This window comes from Methylobacterium bullatum, from assembly GCF_014845095.1.
Taxonomy (GTDB): Bacteria; Pseudomonadota; Alphaproteobacteria; order Rhizobiales; family Beijerinckiaceae; genus Methylobacterium; species Methylobacterium bullatum.
Genome location: NZ_NKUG01000092.1, coordinates 17217 through 33660 on the forward strand (window position 1 = coordinate 17217; position 16444 = coordinate 33660).

At 64.6% G+C, this 16444-nt stretch carries 14 protein-coding genes; 7 read left to right on the top strand and 7 right to left on the bottom strand.

Annotation, left to right across the window (positions count from 1 at the left end):
- Positions 1-8: 8 nt before the first annotated feature.
- From MBTS_RS13990 to MBTS_RS14000, 3 genes are all read right to left on the bottom strand, one after another.
- Entirely contained in the window at positions 9-767 is a 759-nt protein-coding gene (locus tag MBTS_RS13990; protein ID WP_192215889.1) for a helix-turn-helix domain-containing protein, read from the bottom strand.
- A gap of 85 nt (positions 768-852) precedes the next feature.
- On the bottom strand, positions 853-1428 hold the full coding sequence (locus tag MBTS_RS13995) for a class GN sortase (RefSeq protein ID WP_192215890.1): 576 nt from the start codon (positions 1426-1428) through the stop codon (positions 853-855).
- Positions 1416-3584 carry a marine proteobacterial sortase target protein gene (locus MBTS_RS14000; protein ID WP_192215891.1) on the bottom strand — a complete coding sequence of 723 codons (2169 nt, stop codon included), beginning with the start codon at positions 3582-3584 and terminating at the stop codon, positions 1416-1418. Before MBTS_RS14000 ends, MBTS_RS13995 begins: the two co-directional genes overlap by 13 nt.
- Before the next feature lie 1064 nt (positions 3585-4648).
- On the opposite strand from MBTS_RS14000, the gene MBTS_RS14005 reads away from it, so the two are divergent.
- The 3 genes from MBTS_RS14005 to MBTS_RS14015 all read left to right on the top strand — a co-directional run bounded on the left by MBTS_RS14005 (position 4649) and on the right by MBTS_RS14015 (position 7842).
- The gene (locus MBTS_RS14005) at positions 4649-6793 is read left to right on the top strand and encodes an alpha/beta hydrolase (RefSeq protein ID WP_192215892.1); all 2145 of its coding nucleotides are present in this window, start codon (positions 4649-4651) and stop codon (positions 6791-6793) included.
- A gap of 172 nt (positions 6794-6965) precedes the next feature.
- On the top strand, positions 6966-7268 hold the full coding sequence (locus tag MBTS_RS14010) for an ATPase, T2SS/T4P/T4SS family (RefSeq protein ID WP_147831839.1): 303 nt from the start codon (positions 6966-6968) through the stop codon (positions 7266-7268).
- A 142-nt stretch (positions 7269-7410) separates the two neighbouring features.
- Positions 7411-7842 (top strand): transposase, encoded by a 432-nt coding sequence (locus MBTS_RS14015; protein WP_238254156.1) that lies wholly within the window; start codon positions 7411-7413, stop codon positions 7840-7842.
- A gap of 248 nt (positions 7843-8090) precedes the next feature.
- Here MBTS_RS14015 and MBTS_RS14020 read toward each other — a convergent pair whose 3' ends face one another.
- Both MBTS_RS14020 and MBTS_RS14025 read right to left on the bottom strand, forming a co-directional pair.
- Positions 8091-8978 carry a transporter gene (locus MBTS_RS14020; RefSeq protein WP_147831837.1) on the bottom strand — a complete coding sequence of 296 codons (888 nt, stop codon included), beginning with the start codon at positions 8976-8978 and terminating at the stop codon, positions 8091-8093.
- A 326-nt stretch (positions 8979-9304) separates the two neighbouring features.
- Positions 9305-10189: a helix-turn-helix domain-containing protein gene (locus MBTS_RS14025; RefSeq protein ID WP_192215893.1), complete on the bottom strand. Its 885-nt coding sequence runs from the start codon at positions 10187-10189 to the stop codon at positions 9305-9307.
- Between the two features lie 208 nt (positions 10190-10397).
- On the opposite strand from MBTS_RS14025, the gene MBTS_RS14030 reads away from it, so the two are divergent.
- From MBTS_RS14030 to moaA, 4 genes are read left to right on the top strand one after another with little or no spacing between them, the layout of a single operon-like run.
- The gene (locus tag MBTS_RS14030) at positions 10398-12524 is read left to right on the top strand and encodes a molybdopterin-containing oxidoreductase family protein (RefSeq protein ID WP_192215894.1); all 2127 of its coding nucleotides are present in this window, start codon (positions 10398-10400) and stop codon (positions 12522-12524) included.
- 45 nt (positions 12525-12569) lie between these two features.
- Positions 12570-12875, top strand: coding sequence for a ferredoxin family protein (locus MBTS_RS14035; RefSeq protein ID WP_056141891.1), 306 nt, complete (start codon positions 12570-12572; stop codon positions 12873-12875).
- A complete protein-coding gene (locus tag MBTS_RS14040; protein WP_056141894.1) occupies positions 12872-14191 on the top strand; it encodes an FAD-dependent oxidoreductase in 1320 nt (439 codons plus the stop codon). The genes MBTS_RS14035 and MBTS_RS14040 overlap by 4 nt, the downstream gene beginning before the upstream one ends.
- Before the next feature lies 1 nt (position 14192).
- The gene (gene moaA, locus MBTS_RS14045) at positions 14193-15212 is read left to right on the top strand and encodes a GTP 3',8-cyclase MoaA (protein ID WP_147831830.1); all 1020 of its coding nucleotides are present in this window, start codon (positions 14193-14195) and stop codon (positions 15210-15212) included.
- 182 nt (positions 15213-15394) lie between these two features.
- Here the strand turns inward: moaA and MBTS_RS14050 are convergent, their stop codons facing one another.
- Positions 15395-15622: a hypothetical protein gene (locus MBTS_RS14050; protein WP_056141900.1), complete on the bottom strand. Its 228-nt coding sequence runs from the start codon at positions 15620-15622 to the stop codon at positions 15395-15397.
- Positions 15623-15712: 90 nt separating this feature from the next.
- On the bottom strand, positions 15713-15988 hold the full coding sequence (locus MBTS_RS14055; RefSeq protein ID WP_147831828.1) for a hypothetical protein: 276 nt from the start codon (positions 15986-15988) through the stop codon (positions 15713-15715).
- Positions 15989-16444: the final 456 nt, after the last annotated feature.

A 16444-nucleotide genomic window follows, 5' to 3' on the forward strand; every position in this document is an offset into this window, starting at 1 on the left:
GAGTCGGCTCAGCCGAACAGTACCCCGTAGCCCTCCTCGAACACCCGTCCGAGTTGGCGGCGGTAATCGGCATAGGCCGGCATGCCGGACGTCACGCGTCCGTAGCTGAGTTCCGGGCCGGCCGAAGCTTCGGGGATGAGGGCGAGCGGAGCCGCGGCCGGGGTGAGTTGCGTGCCGCGTCCCGCATGCAGCGTCGTGAGCAGCCCGAACATCTCGCCATGGATGGTCGGCCGGCAGAGCACGGCAAGGCGACACTGTCCCTGCCAATTGGTGACGAGATAGATCATGCCCGATTGGTTCGGCACCGCGACGCTGCCGGTCTGGGCGAAAGGCGCATCGCTTCGCTCGGCCTCGCGGAAGGCAAGGCGTGCGCTCGCCGCGTCCCACGCGATCTCGGTGCGATAGGCGAAAACCGCATCCGCCATGCCGAAGGAGGGCCGCAGCGTCAGATAGCGCCCTTCGAGCCAGGCGGCGGATTCCCGGGAATAGGAGCCGAGTTCGGAAGGAGCATGCCGCGTCTCCGGTGCTGCGCTGACGGGCTCGGTGCCGTTGCGCAGGCGCTGGCCGAGCGCTTCCTCCAGGCGGATGGTGGTGGCGAGCGTGAAGGGCCGTCGGCCGGCCAGGGCCTTCTCCAGGGTGGAAATGCTGATCCGCGCCAGATCGGCGAGCGTTTGACGGGACATCCGGCGACGGGCGAGCGCCTCGCGCACGGCCTGGGCAATGGCGCGGCTCTGGCCCTCGGGCAGCTCGGTTTCGGGTTCTTGCACGGTCTCTCGGCTCGTCGCTCGTCTCCGCAGAGATCCGCACGAAACCGCACAGGCTGGCAAGACATGGCCCAGTAAGAGGAGTGGTTCATTCCGTGTCGTCCACCGCCTCTGCCTCCACGACCAGGCGCAGCGGCCCCTGCACCAGGCCATCCAGAGGCCAGCAGGTCACGAGGGCGATGTTCCGTCCCGGGGCGGCCGGATCGATCCCCGATGCGTCCCAGGACACGACCCGGCTGCCGCTGATCCGGAAACGGACGGTGCGTCCGTCCCGCCGGGTCACCGAGACGACATCGCCCGGCTTCACCGCTGCGAGCACCGCGAATTGCGTATCGCGATGAGCCGCGAAGATGGCGGTGCCCGGTTCGCCCGCCTCCGGCGTCCCGTCGAGATGGCCGGGGCCGAAGGCCAGGGCCTGTCCGCTGCCGCCGCGCAGGGCGACGAAGCTCTGTCCCGCCACCGTGAGTCGTGCCACCGGCTCGGTATCGGCCGATGGCCAGGGCCGCACCGGGCGGCCCTCGACGAGGCTTCGGGCGAAGGCACGCTCGAGGAGCACCTGCGCGAGCGCGGCCTTGGCGGGAATCCAGGCGGCTCCGACCAGGACGCCGAGGCCCGCGAGGATGAGGAGGGTGGCGAGCACCCTCCCCCCGGTCATGCGGCGCATCGGACGCTCCGCACCCGGCGAAGGGTGAGCAATCCGCCGAGCAGCAGGACGAGACCCAAGAGGATCTGCGCCCGGGTGCCCGCCCCGGTCTGGGGCAGCGGGACCGCCTGTGCCGGGGCCGGAACCGTGGCCTGGGCCGGGATGAGAGCGGCGCGGCGCTCCCGCGGCGGCTGCGCGGCGCGCTCACCGAAGACTTTCGCGAAGTCCCAGCCCGCCGGCAGGTTCAGGGGCAGTTCGGTCGCCACGAGGGGAGCACCGGTCGGCCGGCGCGGGGTCGCGTCGACCGCGACGAGGCTCGTCAGCCGGGTCATCAGCTTGTGCGCCAGGGCGAGCTGCAGGATCGTGGCATCGGCCTGGTTCGGCATCACGCGCCCGGTGACGCGGGCGGTTTCGGCCTCGGAGATCTTGGAGCGTGCCCAGACCTTCGAGATGCCCGTCCCCTCGGCCGCGTCGGCCAGGGACACGCTGGTCCGCCACGGCGCTTCGCCCATGCGGCCCGTCAGAGTCAGCGTGCCCGTCGGGTCGGCGATCTCGGCGGCGAGGACCACCGGCTCGCCACGGTAGAGGTCGGGCAGCGGATTCGGGGTGATGTCACCGCCATTCGACAGCGTCGCGGCAAGGTCGGTGACGGCGGGGTTCTCCAGCTTGGCATAGAGGCTGCGGGTGCGCTCGGCGACCTGATCGACGGTGTGGATCGCGGTGTAGCTGCCCCGGCCGATCTCGGCGGCGTGACGCATCAGGTGCCCGTTCGGAGCCGAGCCGATACCGACCATGAACAGCCGACTCCGGCCGAGCCCGTCATGGATCGCGGCGAAGATCCGGTTCTCGTCGCCGATGGCGCCATCCGTGAGGAAGACGATCTGGCGGACGCGGCTCCGATCCTCCGGATGGTTGTCGGCGAGGGCCGCACGGAGCGGGGCGAGCATCTCGGTGCCGCCGCTCGCTTCCAGTCCGGCGACGAAGCTCTCGGCCGCCCGCAGATTCTCGGGATTCGCCGGGACCGGCTCCGGAAACAGCTGGCTCATGCTGTCGTCGAAGCGGATGACGGTGAACCGATCGCTTGGCGTGAGCCGGGCGAGGCCGGCGAGCAGCCCGGCCTTCGCCTGCCGCATCGATGCGCCGGACATCGAGCCCGAATTGTCGATGACGAAGACCACGTCACGGGGCTGGCGCTGCGCCGCGTTCGCGTCCGGTGGGGTGACGGTGGCCAGGAGGTAGGTGCGCCCGGCCACCGTTTCCCGGAACAATCCGAGGCGCGGCTCCATGCTCGGCACGGGTTCCCAGGTGAGTTCGAAATCGCGGTCGGCGGGGACGACGCCGTCGGCCAGGGTCACGCGCCGGGAATCCGGGCCGGTCTCGTCGACATGGAGCGGGTGGGTGGCGCTTCTCAGCGTGCCGAGCGGAAAGCCGGCCTGGAGCCGCACCGTGATACCGACGGGATTGACCGGGGCGGCCAGGGAGGGGTCGAGAACGGGCGCGGTGATCCGATCGCGATCGGGCACCGGGTCGGAACCGGTCTCATCGCGCGCCGAGACGAGATCCACTGCGGGCGGGGCCGGGTTGTAGCGAGGAGCCACCACCAGGGGCAGGCGCAGGGAGCGGGTGCCCCCGGATATGGCCACCGTCTGCTGGTACTCGATCTGCACCAGCACGGTCTCGCCCGGTCCGATATTGGCGACGGAGTTGGTGAAGACGTTCGGCCGCTCCTGCTCGGTCAGGGCCGCGCTCTGTCCGGCCGCCTTGGCCGCCTCATAGATGCGCTTGGCCGCCGCGCGTTCGCGGATCTCGGCGACGATCACCTTGTCGCCGATCACGAGCTTCATCGTATCGACCGCCGAATCTTCCGGCAGCGGGTAGAGGTAGGTGCCTTCCACCCAGGACCCGGTGGTGTTGCGGAAGGCCTGTGTCACCACCGTGCGGGCGGTCGGGCCGCTGACGGTGACGCTGAAATCGGTGCTGAGACGCGGCGCCTCGACCGGCGAGGCGGCATCCGGCCCACGCAGAACCAGGCTGCCGCTCGACGGTGCCGGCAGGGCACTGGCCGAGCAGATCGAGATGAGCAGCGCGAGAAGCGCCAGAAAGAGCGGCGAGACGGGCCGGGCTATTCCGGCGCCTTCCGGCAGGCGGAACCGCGTGGTGACGAGTGAGGGCAGCATGGGTCTGATCTCCGGGCTCCCGGCTCGATGGCCGGCTCGTTTCGAAGAATCACCTGCGCATCGAAGCTTCGCCATGGGACGCTTCGGCCAGTCTCGGGCCGCACCCGGACGATTGAGCCCGGCGCAGGCGGATCTGTCCGGTTTGTGTCCGGTCCCGTGCGGACAACGCGGTTCCGTTCCGCCTTCGGGAAGAGCCGAACCTCGCTGCAGTCGGCCGTGTTGCGGAAGGCTGGTCATCCGCGATTGCCGGGGGGGGCGAGTTGCGACAGCCAACTCCAAACCCGTGAGATCCCCGCCGGCCTTCGAGTTCTGACTTGGGGCCGGTGAGCATGCCGCGCGGCGGGACGCGACCGCTCCGTTTCGGCAGGCCGGCCTCGCGATAGTAGAGTTCACCGTTGTCCAGCGATAGAGAGCGTCTCCCCGACCGACCTTGTGGCTCTGACCCGTTTTATGCCGCCTCCATTCCCGTCTTTAAGAAGACCTGGCGTCTCCCGCAGGCCCATACTCCTGCGCTCGGACCAGGCAACATCTTCGATAAGAGCCCCGCTCCAACCTGTTTTGTAAAACAGGAGCGGATCGAAACTTTCGAATGCGCTCGCAGCACATCACAAATTAATCAAATTCGTCAAATAATGAGTATTGCTGTTTATTGCAGTATAATTTGAAATTATGCAAAATAATCGAACTAAAAATTATTAACCAGTCATTTGTTCGAACAATAGGCCGTGTGGACATCATTTAACCGCGAATGTGTCTTTTATAGACTTTTGTGTTTAGCCTTTTTATCCATAAATCGGGCGGCAGGAACGCTTGAGACAGTGGAAAGGCTAGAACAGCCAGGGTCTGAAGAAGATCGGATCCGCACATGAAACAGACAATCCAAGATATTGGCCGGCGCTTCGAAGCAGTCTTTCCGCAACGCTGCCAGCCGCGGCGGCCACTGACGCGGGCCATCGGCAGAAACCTGCTCAAATGCTCAAAGTATAACATTCAAAAATAAAGCATAAACGCCGCCTGTCCCGCTCGTCGTTTCTGTAGTTTTCTCGTTGTTTGGAGACCAGCCTGTGTCGTTGAAGTCCTTGCTGCGATGCGCAGTCTTTACACTTGCGTCGGTATGCACCGCGCTTCCAACGGTCGTCCAGGCTGAGGACGGTCCTTTCGCGGTCACTACGGGGTCGTACCGTTTCGCCGGTCGGGACGAGCCGCTCGTCGCCACCGACCGCAAGGTCGATCTCTGGGCCGAGGTCTACAGGCCCACGAAATTGTCCGGTGGACCGCTCCCGGTCGCGGTATTCCTCCACGGCAACCACGGCACTTGCGGCAAATTCGACAAGGAACTCCAGGTCCGTGTCGATTCCGGGGCTACCTATACGGATACGGGCAAGTGCGGGGCGGGCGAGGTCGTGGTGCCGAACCATCTTGGCTACGAGTACCTGGCCAAGCAACTCGCCTCGTGGGGGTACATCGTCGTCTCCATCAACGCGAACCGCGGCATCACTGCTGGTATTGGTGACGAGGGGGATTGGGGACTCAACTTGATGCGCGGCCGGCTCATCTTGCGTCATCTGGCGCTCTTGTCCGACTGGAACAGTGGGGTCGGCAAGATCCCGGTGCCGGAGACGCTCAAGTTCAAGCCGCTCGGAACGATGGATCTGTCGCAGGTCGGCCTGATGGGGCACAGCCGCGGTGGCGAGGGGGCCCGCGCGGCGATCCAGCAGTTTCGCGACGCGGCCAGTCCCTACCCGGCTCTGATCCGTGGCCTATCGATCAAGTCGGTCTTCGAGATCGGCCCTGTCGATGGTCAGACTGACCGTGTCCTCGACGCAGACGGGGTCAACAGCATGATCCTGCTGCCCGCCTGTGACGGTGACGTTCTGAACCTCCAGGGCTTGAAGGTCTTCGACCGCACCTTCCTGAGCAGGAAGCCGGACGCGTCGAAGACGTTCCACGGCACCGTCTATGTTTGGGGCGCCAACCACAACGCCTACAACACCGAATGGCAGACGTCGGATTCGCCGGGCTGTTCCGGCACCGACGCCCTCTTTCAGCCGGCCGGTCGCTCCAAGCCGCAGCAACTGACGGCTGTTCAGACCTTGATCCCCTTCTTCCGCGCCACGGTCGGCGCCAAGGCGGACCCGTCGCTGGCAGCGCAGTTCGACCCGGCCAACTCACTGCCGTCGCCCCTCCTCGACATTACCAATGTCGATCGAGGTTACCTGCCGGCACCGGTGGGCGACGCTGTGCAGAAACTCGAGACGTTCTCACAGCAGACCGGCAAGAGCGACACCGGCATCCCCACCACGTCCAGAGGTGTTGAGGTGGTGCATCAGCGCCCTGGCAGTACCGAGTGGTGGTTCGAGCACGAGCCGGAAGCCCGGGTCGCGACCGTGTCGTGGACCGCAAATTCCAATCTGAGTAAGATGTTTCAGGTGAATTTCAGCCCAGCCAAGGACATGTCGGCGTTCAAGACCCTCTCGTTCCGCACCACGTTGCGCTGCTTCGGCGAGATCTGCGACTTCCCCGCTTCGGCCGACGGAGAGTTTGCTTACGGCGTGCGGCTTCTCGACGGCAACGGCCAGGCCTCGAGGACATATCTCACCAGCCGGGACGTGCGCATCAGCCGGCCGGTCGGAATGTCGGATACTCTTCACCCGATTCTGTACACCGTCCAGGTTCCGCTGTCGGCTCTGAGCGGGGTAGACCTGAGTCAGATCACGGCGCTACGCTTTACCTTCCATGACCAAAAGATCGGTACCGTGGATATTGGCGACGTGATGCTGTTGAAATCCGATCCGGCGCCTGCACAGGCCATTGCCCAGAGCTCGGTAAAGAGCCCAACGGCTTGGATGGCCGCCGCCAAAGTTCAGGCGATCTCCATGCCTCCGCACGATCCCGCGGCCGACGCTAACACCATGACGATCGTGCGCAAGCCCTCTTCCGCTCGGGCGACCTCCGCAGGGGCATCGCGCAGTGCACCGATGGTCGACATCGTGGTCACTTCGAAGCGGCCATTTCCTTTTACCAACGCCTTTCCCCGGTTCAAGGTGGGTAACAAGACCATCCCCGGCGGCACGATCGGGCCTGACGGCAAGACGATGACGATCAGCATCCCCGAGGCGACATTCAACGAGCTTCCGACCGGTGCTGACGTCTCGCTCTCTCTCCTGGCAAGTGCTCCCCCTTGGAAGTTCGGGCCGCTTAAAAAGTAGGTCGTCAGATATTTCTTAACTGAGGACAAAATCGAGGGCATTCACAATGTGGTATTGTGAATGCCCTCGATTTAATGCTGTGCAGACTTGAGAAAAATTCTAGGTTATCAAAATTATATACCCGCAAGACTGAATGGTGGCCTGCAGGTTTGCTTGCCTTGTTGCGAGAACCTTGCCGGTTTTGAGTCGCACCAACCCGGCCACCGACGCGGTGGTCCGCCTCGCCGATATGGGCGTCGAGCCCTACCTCATCGCCGCGAGCCTGCGCGGCGTCCTCGTCCGGTGCCTGTGCGAGCGGTGCCGCCGGCCGGCTCCCGAGCGCACCGCCGAGGTGCGCGACCTGTGCCGCGCCCGCGGGCTGACCGCGCCGGAAGGGACCGACTATCACCGCGCGGTGGGGTGCCCCACCTGCGGCGGCAGCGGCTTCCACGGCCGCGCGCGCCGACCTCCTCGCCGAGTCCTGGTCCGCAGTTGAGCGTTACTTTCCGCCCGAGGCGGTACTGCGGCGCAGCCTCGAGCTTCCGGCCACGGCGCGCCTCTATCTCGGCCCGATCCTGGCGCACCGCCTGGAACGCCTGACGCCGTGACGCCCCGACCGGATCCTGTACGGTTACCGCGTGGTCCACGAGGAGGCCGAGACGATCGGCGTCGAGTTCGCGGCCGTCCCGAACCACATCGCCGCCGGCCGTCGATCCGCCATCGAGGCCCTCGGCCTCGGCCTGACCGCGCTGGTGCCATCCGAGCGTGCCTGCCGCCAGCAGGGTCGTCGGCACAAGCCCCTGCTCGAGGTCGGTCGCCAACTCGCCCTGCAGGCGCGCCGCTGGGTGCCGGGGCGCGACCTCGTGCCGGTGGGCGACGGCGGCTTCTCGGCCCTCAGGTTCCTCGACGCGATGCGCCGCAGCCACGTCACCGCCATCACCCGCCTGCGGCTCGACGCGGCCCTCTACGATCCTGCCCCGCCGCGGCCGCCCGGCACAATCGGACGGCCACGCACGAAAGGCGTGCGCCGGCCCACGCTCGCCCAGACCCTAAAGCTGCTTAGTGGATAATACTATGCTCTGCAGGGGGCGCGCTTACGTCTTTCGAATATTTTCCGCCGGATCAACGCTACCTGGCAGAATATGCGCTTGATGGATTTGCTAAAAACCAACGTCCAGAAAGACAATATCGGCGACGTAGCCGATATTGTGTCGGTCTTGCCGCCGATGGATGCTGCGGCATGAGCAATCTTTTTCGCCGAAGCGACGATTTGTTCATAGCTAAGTTGAATGTCTGCCGTTCTGTTATGGCTAAATTTTTACGGGAAAATCTTTGCAATCCGCAGCTGGAGGAATGTCGACTGCTTTGTCCCATTTTCGACAATGAAGTCCTGGCCAATCATCGCCTGGATTTGAAGGGTCGGCTCAGGAAAATAGGCGACCGCGAGACGGCCATATTGGGTCGCCTGTGAATTTCGCAGTGACGTCTGCTCGAAGGACTGGTTGCCACCGATCTTGCCGCCGAGGCCGCCGCCGACTTCCAAGGCAGGATTGATCTTGTATCGCAGATAGGCCTGCAATTCGAATTGAGGGTCCTGCGAGAGCCGACCGATGCCGCCGAGGTTGTAGCGTGTGTTGTCCGAGTAAAAGGCGACATCGCCGATCAGGTCGAGCGACCAAACCGGATTGAAGTGCTTGACGTAGGCCGCTTGAATGACCCCCTGCCAGCGATTGGTTCCAAAATTCAGCGCCTTGTTCTCGTCATACGTCCCCGTCGGGGCGATGAGATAAGGTGTGATGGCGAAGACATCGTTGAATTCGGTATTGAGTTTGAACTTGAAGGCGGTGGCCATGATGAGATCGCCCACGCCGCCCGGCGATCCAAGGGGTGACAGCACGCCGCCGGTCGAGATCGCCCCAACCGGGAGGAGGAATTGCGGGTCGACCGTCACGCCCGGGGCGATTTCATAAACATGCAACAGACGGATGATGCCAACATTCGTCTCGAGCTTCGCATCTGATGTCGTTTTGGCACCCCGCGCGTAGGCTTCGTCTCCACGGCCATGCTGATAATACAGCAATCCGATTGTCGCCCCGGAGGGGAACTGTTCGTAATCGCCGGGATTCGCTTCGAGCGCCTCGACACTAAAGTTCATGCATGCGGATAGAGCAGCCGAAATCAGGCTCAGGCCAAATCTTGATTTCATGAGAGACCCCTCGACCCCAGATCAAATGTCGGGGTTTTCTTCAGGGTCAGCATCCGGATTTTCTGCCTGCGGTCTTTATCCGCAACCATCTTTCGTTGTTCGATTCCTGCTGAAGCCGGCCGGGCGAGGGGGAACAGGCGTTCGCAACGATTTGATCGTCTCGATCCATCCGAAGGGATGGCCGGCCGACGGGAACTCGTCCAGGCTCCGTGTCATGGCCGGGGCAGTAAGAAGAGCGCTCAATCGATCCTCTGATCTGCAGTCGTCTTGCGGACCACATCCATTTCCAGAGGCTGGAGACGTCTCTTCGGAGCAAACCGCAGCGACTATTTCTGCGCGGACGCCCGCATCTGGGCTGGGGTCACGCCCATCGCCTTACGAAAGGCGCGCGTGAAATTCGCTTGTGACGAGAAGCCGATCGCCGCTGCGATCTCGGAGATCGGTGTATCCTCGGTCATGAGCCGATGCTTGGCGCGTTCGAGCCTGCGGCCACTCACATACTCGTATGGGGTCCGTCCCGTCGCCGCGCGGAAACTGCGGGTGAAATGCGCCACGCTCATGCAGGCGGCCGATGCCAGATCGGCGACAGCAAAGTCCTCGAAGAGGTGAGCGGTGATGTAATTCTCGACCCGTTCCAGGCGTCGTCGATCGAGGGGCTTGTCGCCGCTCTCCGGGATGCGGATGGTCGCGGCCGAATAGCGATGCACGAGATGGGCCGCCAGCGCGATTCCCAGTGTTTCGATGAGAAGACGCCCGGCTGCGGTTTCGTGCTCCATTTCATCGAGGACGCGAGAGGCAACGTATTCGATGAAAGGATCCTGCGGGATCACATCGTAGCGCAATTCACACCGGGCTGGGTCTATGTCGAGATCCCGCAGCATCGTCTGCTCGAAGGGGTGAGCCGGCATGAACATATGCAGGCAATCGACCATCGGATCGGCAATATTGATATAGTTTTCCTCGATCCCGGCCGGGCAGAGCCAAATCGTGCCGCGATGGCCGTGAGTCTTTTGACGCCGTCCGTCCCCGACGCGTTCGACGAAGGTGCGACCGCCCAACTGGACGGCAATTTCGGTATCGCGTGGGGTGAGGGACGGGAGCTCGCCGGGCATATGGCTCCAGCGTTCGGCGTGCAGAGTCGACCAGCGCAAATCGTTGGAGGTGTCGAGCAACCGGCCTGTCACGTACTTGTCGACCGAATGGCCCAGCATGGCTCCCTCTCTCGCGTCAGCACTTGGAATTGCTCCAACCGGTGCACAAACCGCGCCATTGAGCCTGAGGTCTGGAAAGACCACCCGTTCCGCCAGGCTTGAGGACCGCAGTCGAGGAATACGAAGGCGCAGGTCCCGATAATGCCCGCGGCCTCGTTTATTGGCACGCTCTCCTCCTGTTCCAGAGTTACTCAACCGGAGAGTGGATATGGCTCGCGAAGTCGTCATCGGCGCATGCCCGCACGATTGCCCCGATACCTGCTCGATCCTCACGACGGTGGAGGACGGCAAGGCGATCGCTGTCAGGGGCAACCCGGATCATCCCTTCACCAAGGGGCGCCTCTGCGTGAAGGTCAACGATTACCAGAACCGGGTTTATAGCGACCAGCGCGTGCTCTATCCGCTGAAGCGCGTCGGTCCGAAGGGAAGCGGCCAGTTCGCGTGCATCACCTGGGACGAGGCTCTGGACGAGATCGCGGGCCGTTGGAAGGCCATCATCGCCGAGAGCGGCGCCAAGGCGATCCTACCCTACAGCTATCTCGGCACCCAGGGCATCATCAACGGCCTCAACGTCGGCGATCCCCTCTTCAACAAGCTCGGCGCCACCGTTTGCGAGCGTACCTTCTGCGATTCGGGGGCCTGTACCGCCTACATGATGACGATCGGGCATACGCCGGGGGTGGACCCCGAGAGTTTCGTCCACTCCAAATACATCATCCTGTGGGCCTGCAACACGCTCAGCACCAACTCGCACCACTGGCCGTTCATCGAGCAGGCCAAGCGCAACGGCGCCAAGCTCGTCGTCATCGATCCCGTCCGCACCCGCACGGCGCGGCTCGCCGATTGGCACATCCCGATCCGGCCCGGCACCGATGGCGCCCTGGCGATGGCGATGATGCACATCATCATCAAGGAAGGGCTCACGGACCGCGATTACATCGACAAACACACGATCGGGTTCGACGAGCTCGCCGTGCGGTGTGAAGCCTACACGCCGGAATTCGCCTCGGCCGAGACCGGTATCCCGGTCGAGGACATCCTGAAGCTCACCCGCGAATACGCCACGACGCCAGCGGCCGTGGTGCGGATCGGCGTGGCGGTCGAGCGCCATGCGGGCGGCGGCCAGACCGTCCGGGCGATCGCCTGCCTTCCGGCGCTGGTCGGCGCCTGGAAGCATGTCGGCGGCGGCCTGCTCCAATTGCCGATCTGGGCCTTCCCCGTGAATTGGGCCGGCCTGATGCGGCCGGATCTCCAGCCGGAATCGATGCGGGTCGTCAATTCCTGGCGCCTCGGCCCGGCTCTCACCGACGAGATGCCCCTCGATCCGCCGATCCGCGCGCTGTTCGTCTACAACGCAAACCCGATGGCGATGGTCTCGCAGCAGCAGACGATCGAGCGCGGTCTCGCACGCGAGGACCTGTTCACGGTGGTCAGCGAGCATTTCCTCACCGACACCGCGCGCTACGCCGATATCGTGCTGCCTGCCACGACCCAGCTCGAGCAGGAGGACATCATGTTCTCCTGGGGGCACCTGTATCTGTCCTACAACAACCAGGCCATCGCCCCACTCGGCGAAGCTGTGCCCAACACCGAACTGTTCCGCCGACTCGCCAAGGCGCTCGGGATCGACGATCCGTTCTTCTTCCGGTCGGACGACGAGATGATCGAAGCCTCGATGGATTGGTCGAGCCCGGTCCTCGCCGGGATCACGCTCGATGAGCTGAAACAGAAGGGCTACATGCGTCTGACGATGGACGCGGCCGATTCCTGGGCGCCCCATCGCGATGGCAACTTCCCGACCGCCTCCGGCAAGTGCGAGTTCAAGTCGAGTCTGTCCGAAGGCGGAAACTTCGTAGTGCCGTTGTTCCGCCAGGGCTATGGCGGCGATCAGGCGGGTGAGCCGGTCGATCCGCTGCCGCACTATCTGCCACCGAACGAGAGCCGCCGCACCGCGCCGGCGCTGGCCGAGCGCTTCCCCCTCAGCCTGATCTCGCCGAAAAGCCACGCGTTCATGAACTCGAACTACGGCAACCTTCCGGCTCAGGTGGCGCAGGCGGGCGAGCAGCAGGCGGTGCTCCTGCACCCGGAGGATGCCGCGCCCCGTGGCATCGGCGCGGGAACGCCGATCCGCGTGTTCAACGAACGGGGCGCCTTCGAGGCCTTCGCCACCCTGTCGGCCGACGTGATGCGCGGGGTGGTCGTTGCCCCGGCGGGCTTCTGGCAGCGCTCCAACCAGCGCGGGCCGACCGTCCACGCCCTGACGCCCCCGGCCTTCGCCGATCTCGGCCGTGCCCCGACCTTCTCGGACATGCTCGTGGACGTAGCCGCCGCCTGACGGCCCTCTCAGCCTCCCGTCAATGCCAGAGTGAGTAAGACGTCCATGGCTTATGTCGTCACCGATGCGTGTCGAGGGTGTCGTTACACCGAATGCGTCACCGTCTGCCCCGTCGAATGCTTCCATCTCGACGAGCAGATGACCTACATCGACCCTGAGAACTGCATCGATTGCGGCGGGTGCGCGCCGATCTGCCCGGTCGGCGCGATTCACCCGTCCTGGCAGATGCCGGCGGGCAAATCCGATTGGGTCGAGATCAATCGCCTGCGGGCGGCCGAGACCCCGGTGATCGCCGCCAAGATTCCGCCGTTGCCCGGCGCCGACGAGCAGGCAAGGCGGCTGGCCTCATGAGTGCGCTCGCCCGCATCGCAGTGGTCGGAAGCGGTCCTGCCGGCTTCTACGCGACCGAAGCGCTCCTGCGCTCCGGCGTGCCGGTGGCAGTGGACATGTTCGAGCGCCTGCCCGCTCCGTTCGGGCTGGTCAGGTTCGGCGTCGCGCCGGACCACCCGAAGTTGAAGCAGGTGACCACGGTGTTCGACCGGATCGCCGGCCTCCCCGGCTTCCGCTTCATCGGCGGGGTCGAGGTCGGGGCCGATGTCGGCGTGGCCGAACTCAGCGCCTGCTATCATGCCGTCATCCTGGCGAACGGCGCCTCCCTGGACCGGCGAATGGGCATTCCCGGCGAGGATCTGGCCGGCAGCCATCAGGCGGGCGCGTTCATCGGCTGGTACAACGGTCATCCCGACGCGGCCCACTTGAGCTTCGATCTCTCGGCGGAGCGGGCGGTGGTGATCGGACACGGCAACGTGGCGCTCGACGTGGCCCGCATCCTCCTCAAGACCGCTGACGAGTTGCGCCATACCGATATCGCGGCCCATGCGCTGAACGCCTTGGCGGAGAGCCGGATCCGGGAGGTTCAGATCGTCGGGCGCGGCGGCGTCGAGCGCGCACGCTTCTCCCCCAAGGAACTCGGTGAGTTCGGCGATCTGCTCGATTGCGAAACGGGGCTCGACCCCGATGATCTGCCCGAGGGCATTCCGGAGCCGTCGATCGACGCCGGCGTGGAGGCACGCGCCGTCGCTCCGATCCTGCGTGGTTTCGCCGACGCACAGGGCGGTACGGGCAAGCGGCGGCGTTGTCTGATCCGTTTCGGGCTGGAGCCCGTCCGCCTGGCAGGCAAGGACCACGTGCAAAGCCTGCAGCTGCGCCGGCCCGGCTCGGACAGAACGATCGACCTCGATTGCGGCCTCGTCATCTCCAGCATCGGGCGCCGGACCGCGCCGGTGCCGGGCGTCCCCTACGATGCGCGGGCGGGCATTCACGCCAATCTCGGTGGGCGGATTCAGGCGGAGGGCGTGCCGGTGCCCGGTCTCTACACCTGCGGCTGGAGCAAGCGCGGCCCCCACGGCACGATCGGGACGAATCGCGCCTGTGGCGTGGAGACGGCCACGGCCTTGCTCGCCGACCTCGCGTCTCTGCCGGCTCCGATCGGGAGCGCGGATGCCCTGGTGGCCAGCCTCGCGAAGCGGACCGGGCACACCCTCGATTATGCCGCCTGGCGCCGGATCGAAGCCGCCGAAGCCGCCCGTGGCCGAGCGGCTGGAAAACCCCGCGAGAAGTTCGTGACGCGCGCAGAGATGCTCGCGGTCGCGGGCGTGGCGGCTTGAGATGGCAGCACAGACGGCGACCTCGACCTGCGGGCTCATCGACAGCTTCGGACGACGCGTGACTTATCTGCGTCTCTCGGTCACCGACCGGTGCGACCTGCGCTGCGTCTACTGCATGTCGGAGGACATGACCTTTCGCTCTCGACGGGACATCCTCAGCCTGGACGAATTGGCTCGGTTGGCGCGTTTGTTCATTGCCCGCGGCATCGACAAGCTGCGCATCACCGGGGGGGAGCCGCTGGTGCGGCCCGGCATCCTCGGCCTGTTCGAGGAACTCTCGCAGCCGCTCCGGGACGGCTCGCTGCGCGAACTGACCCTCACGACGAACGGAACGCAACTCGCCCGCTTCGCCGATGATCTGGCCCGGACGGGGGTGCGCCGGATCAACGTCTCGCTCGACACCCTCGACCCGGAGCGCTTCCGGATGCTGACCCGTGGCGGTTCCCTCGCCAAGGTGCTGGAGGGGATCGCCGCGGCCCGCGCGGCGGGGCTCGCGGTCAAGCTCAACGCGGTCGCATTGAAGGACGGGACGGAGGGCGAGATCGACGAGCTCGTCGCCTTCGCCCACGACCGAAGCATGACCCTGAGCCTCATCGAGACCATGCCGCTCGGTGATGTCGGCATCGATCGCCTCGATCAGTACCTCCCCCTGGACGCCTTGCGCCGGCGGATCGAGGAGCGCTGGACGCTCATCGACGTCCCGATGCGAAGCGGCGGCCCGGCCCGCTACGCGCGTGTCGCGGAGACGGGCGGCCTGATCGGTTTCATCACCCCGCACACGCACAACTTTTGTGCGGATTGCAACAGGGTACGGATCACGGCGTCGGGCACGTTGCACACGTGCCTGGGCCAGGACGACGCGACGGACCTGCGGACACTCCTGCGAACCGGCGGCACGGACGACGATCTCGTGAGAATCATCGACGTGGCCCTCGGCCGTAAGCCCAAAGGCCACGATTTCGTTTTGAGCCGTGGCGCAGCCACCCAAATCGCGAGAAAGATGTCTGAGACCGGCGGGTGATGCTAGACATGTCTATACTATTGATGAGCATGTTGTGGAGATTTTAGCTTTGGACTATATTTCGCTAATTTATTATCTAAGGATTTTACGGCAGATTAACGTTGCGAAAGATCGAAGCGCGTCAGCGGCAAATCACCCTCAGCGGACCTGCGGCGAACCAAGCATACGGCCATGATCAACGGCTAGCCGTTCTTCATGTCGGGCGTCTGCGCCGTCGTGAACCCGACGACCATCTTCACGCCGGTCTTGCCGTCGTCGACGAGCCGGAGGTCGTTGTTGCAGGAGGCGGCTTGTCCGTTGATCTTCAGTTCGAGGCAATGCCCCGCGTTCACGTCGTCGACGGGTGGGTTGGCTAGCGCTGCCTCGGCTGACCGCATGGCAAGGGCGAGCGCGATCATCGTCCGCTTCATGGGAGATCAGATTCCTGATGGGGTGGGAGGCGTGCTGCCGGGCTACTTGGCCGGATGGTGTCGATGGGGGTTGACCCCATCGCTACTCGTTCAGCGCCGCTTGAGGGTGCCGCCGAAGTCACAGGACGGTCCGTGGAAGTGGTCGCAGTTTTCCGAAGTCACCTGCACGCGGCTGCGATCGCCGTTGTAGCGAACCGTGATCTCGCAGACCTCGTTGGGCTCGCCCGCCTTCACCCTGAGACGAAGAGTGCTCGCGTCCAGCTTCCTATCGGTACCGCGAATTTTGCCAATGCATTGGTTCGGGATCGCAGTATCCACGATCACCAGATACGCGCTGTTCTCGTCATCTCTATCGAGGGCGAGCACTTGGAGTTCGAGGCGGCCGTCGCCACGTCCCTGTAAGCGACCTTCGAGTCTCAGAACTGCGGAAGCGCTTGACGTGAGTAGAGCCCCGATGGCTGCCAAACCGATATCCGCAAACGGCGGCGAGCGGGCTTAACCCAGCGGGAAGTCGCCGCGCGGGCGAATGTCGAAGGCATTGCGAGTATCCTCTGCGGTCGGGAAAGCCGACAGAGGGGATTCACGTTGGCCCGCCTGAAATTTAAAGCGCCGCGTTGATTCTTGGTGTGGCGGACCGCCGCATGCTGTCGATGGCGCTGTAGACTGAGCCCTTAGGTGCATGGCCCGGTACGCCAATGAAGGGAGCTCGTGAGCTTCGGGTTTGCGCCATAAGTGGAAGTTGGCCGCCTGCCCGGAAGCAGACGTTCCCCCAATGCATACAGGTCGGCCAGGAAGATATCGGTCTCGATCTCGGTCATGCTG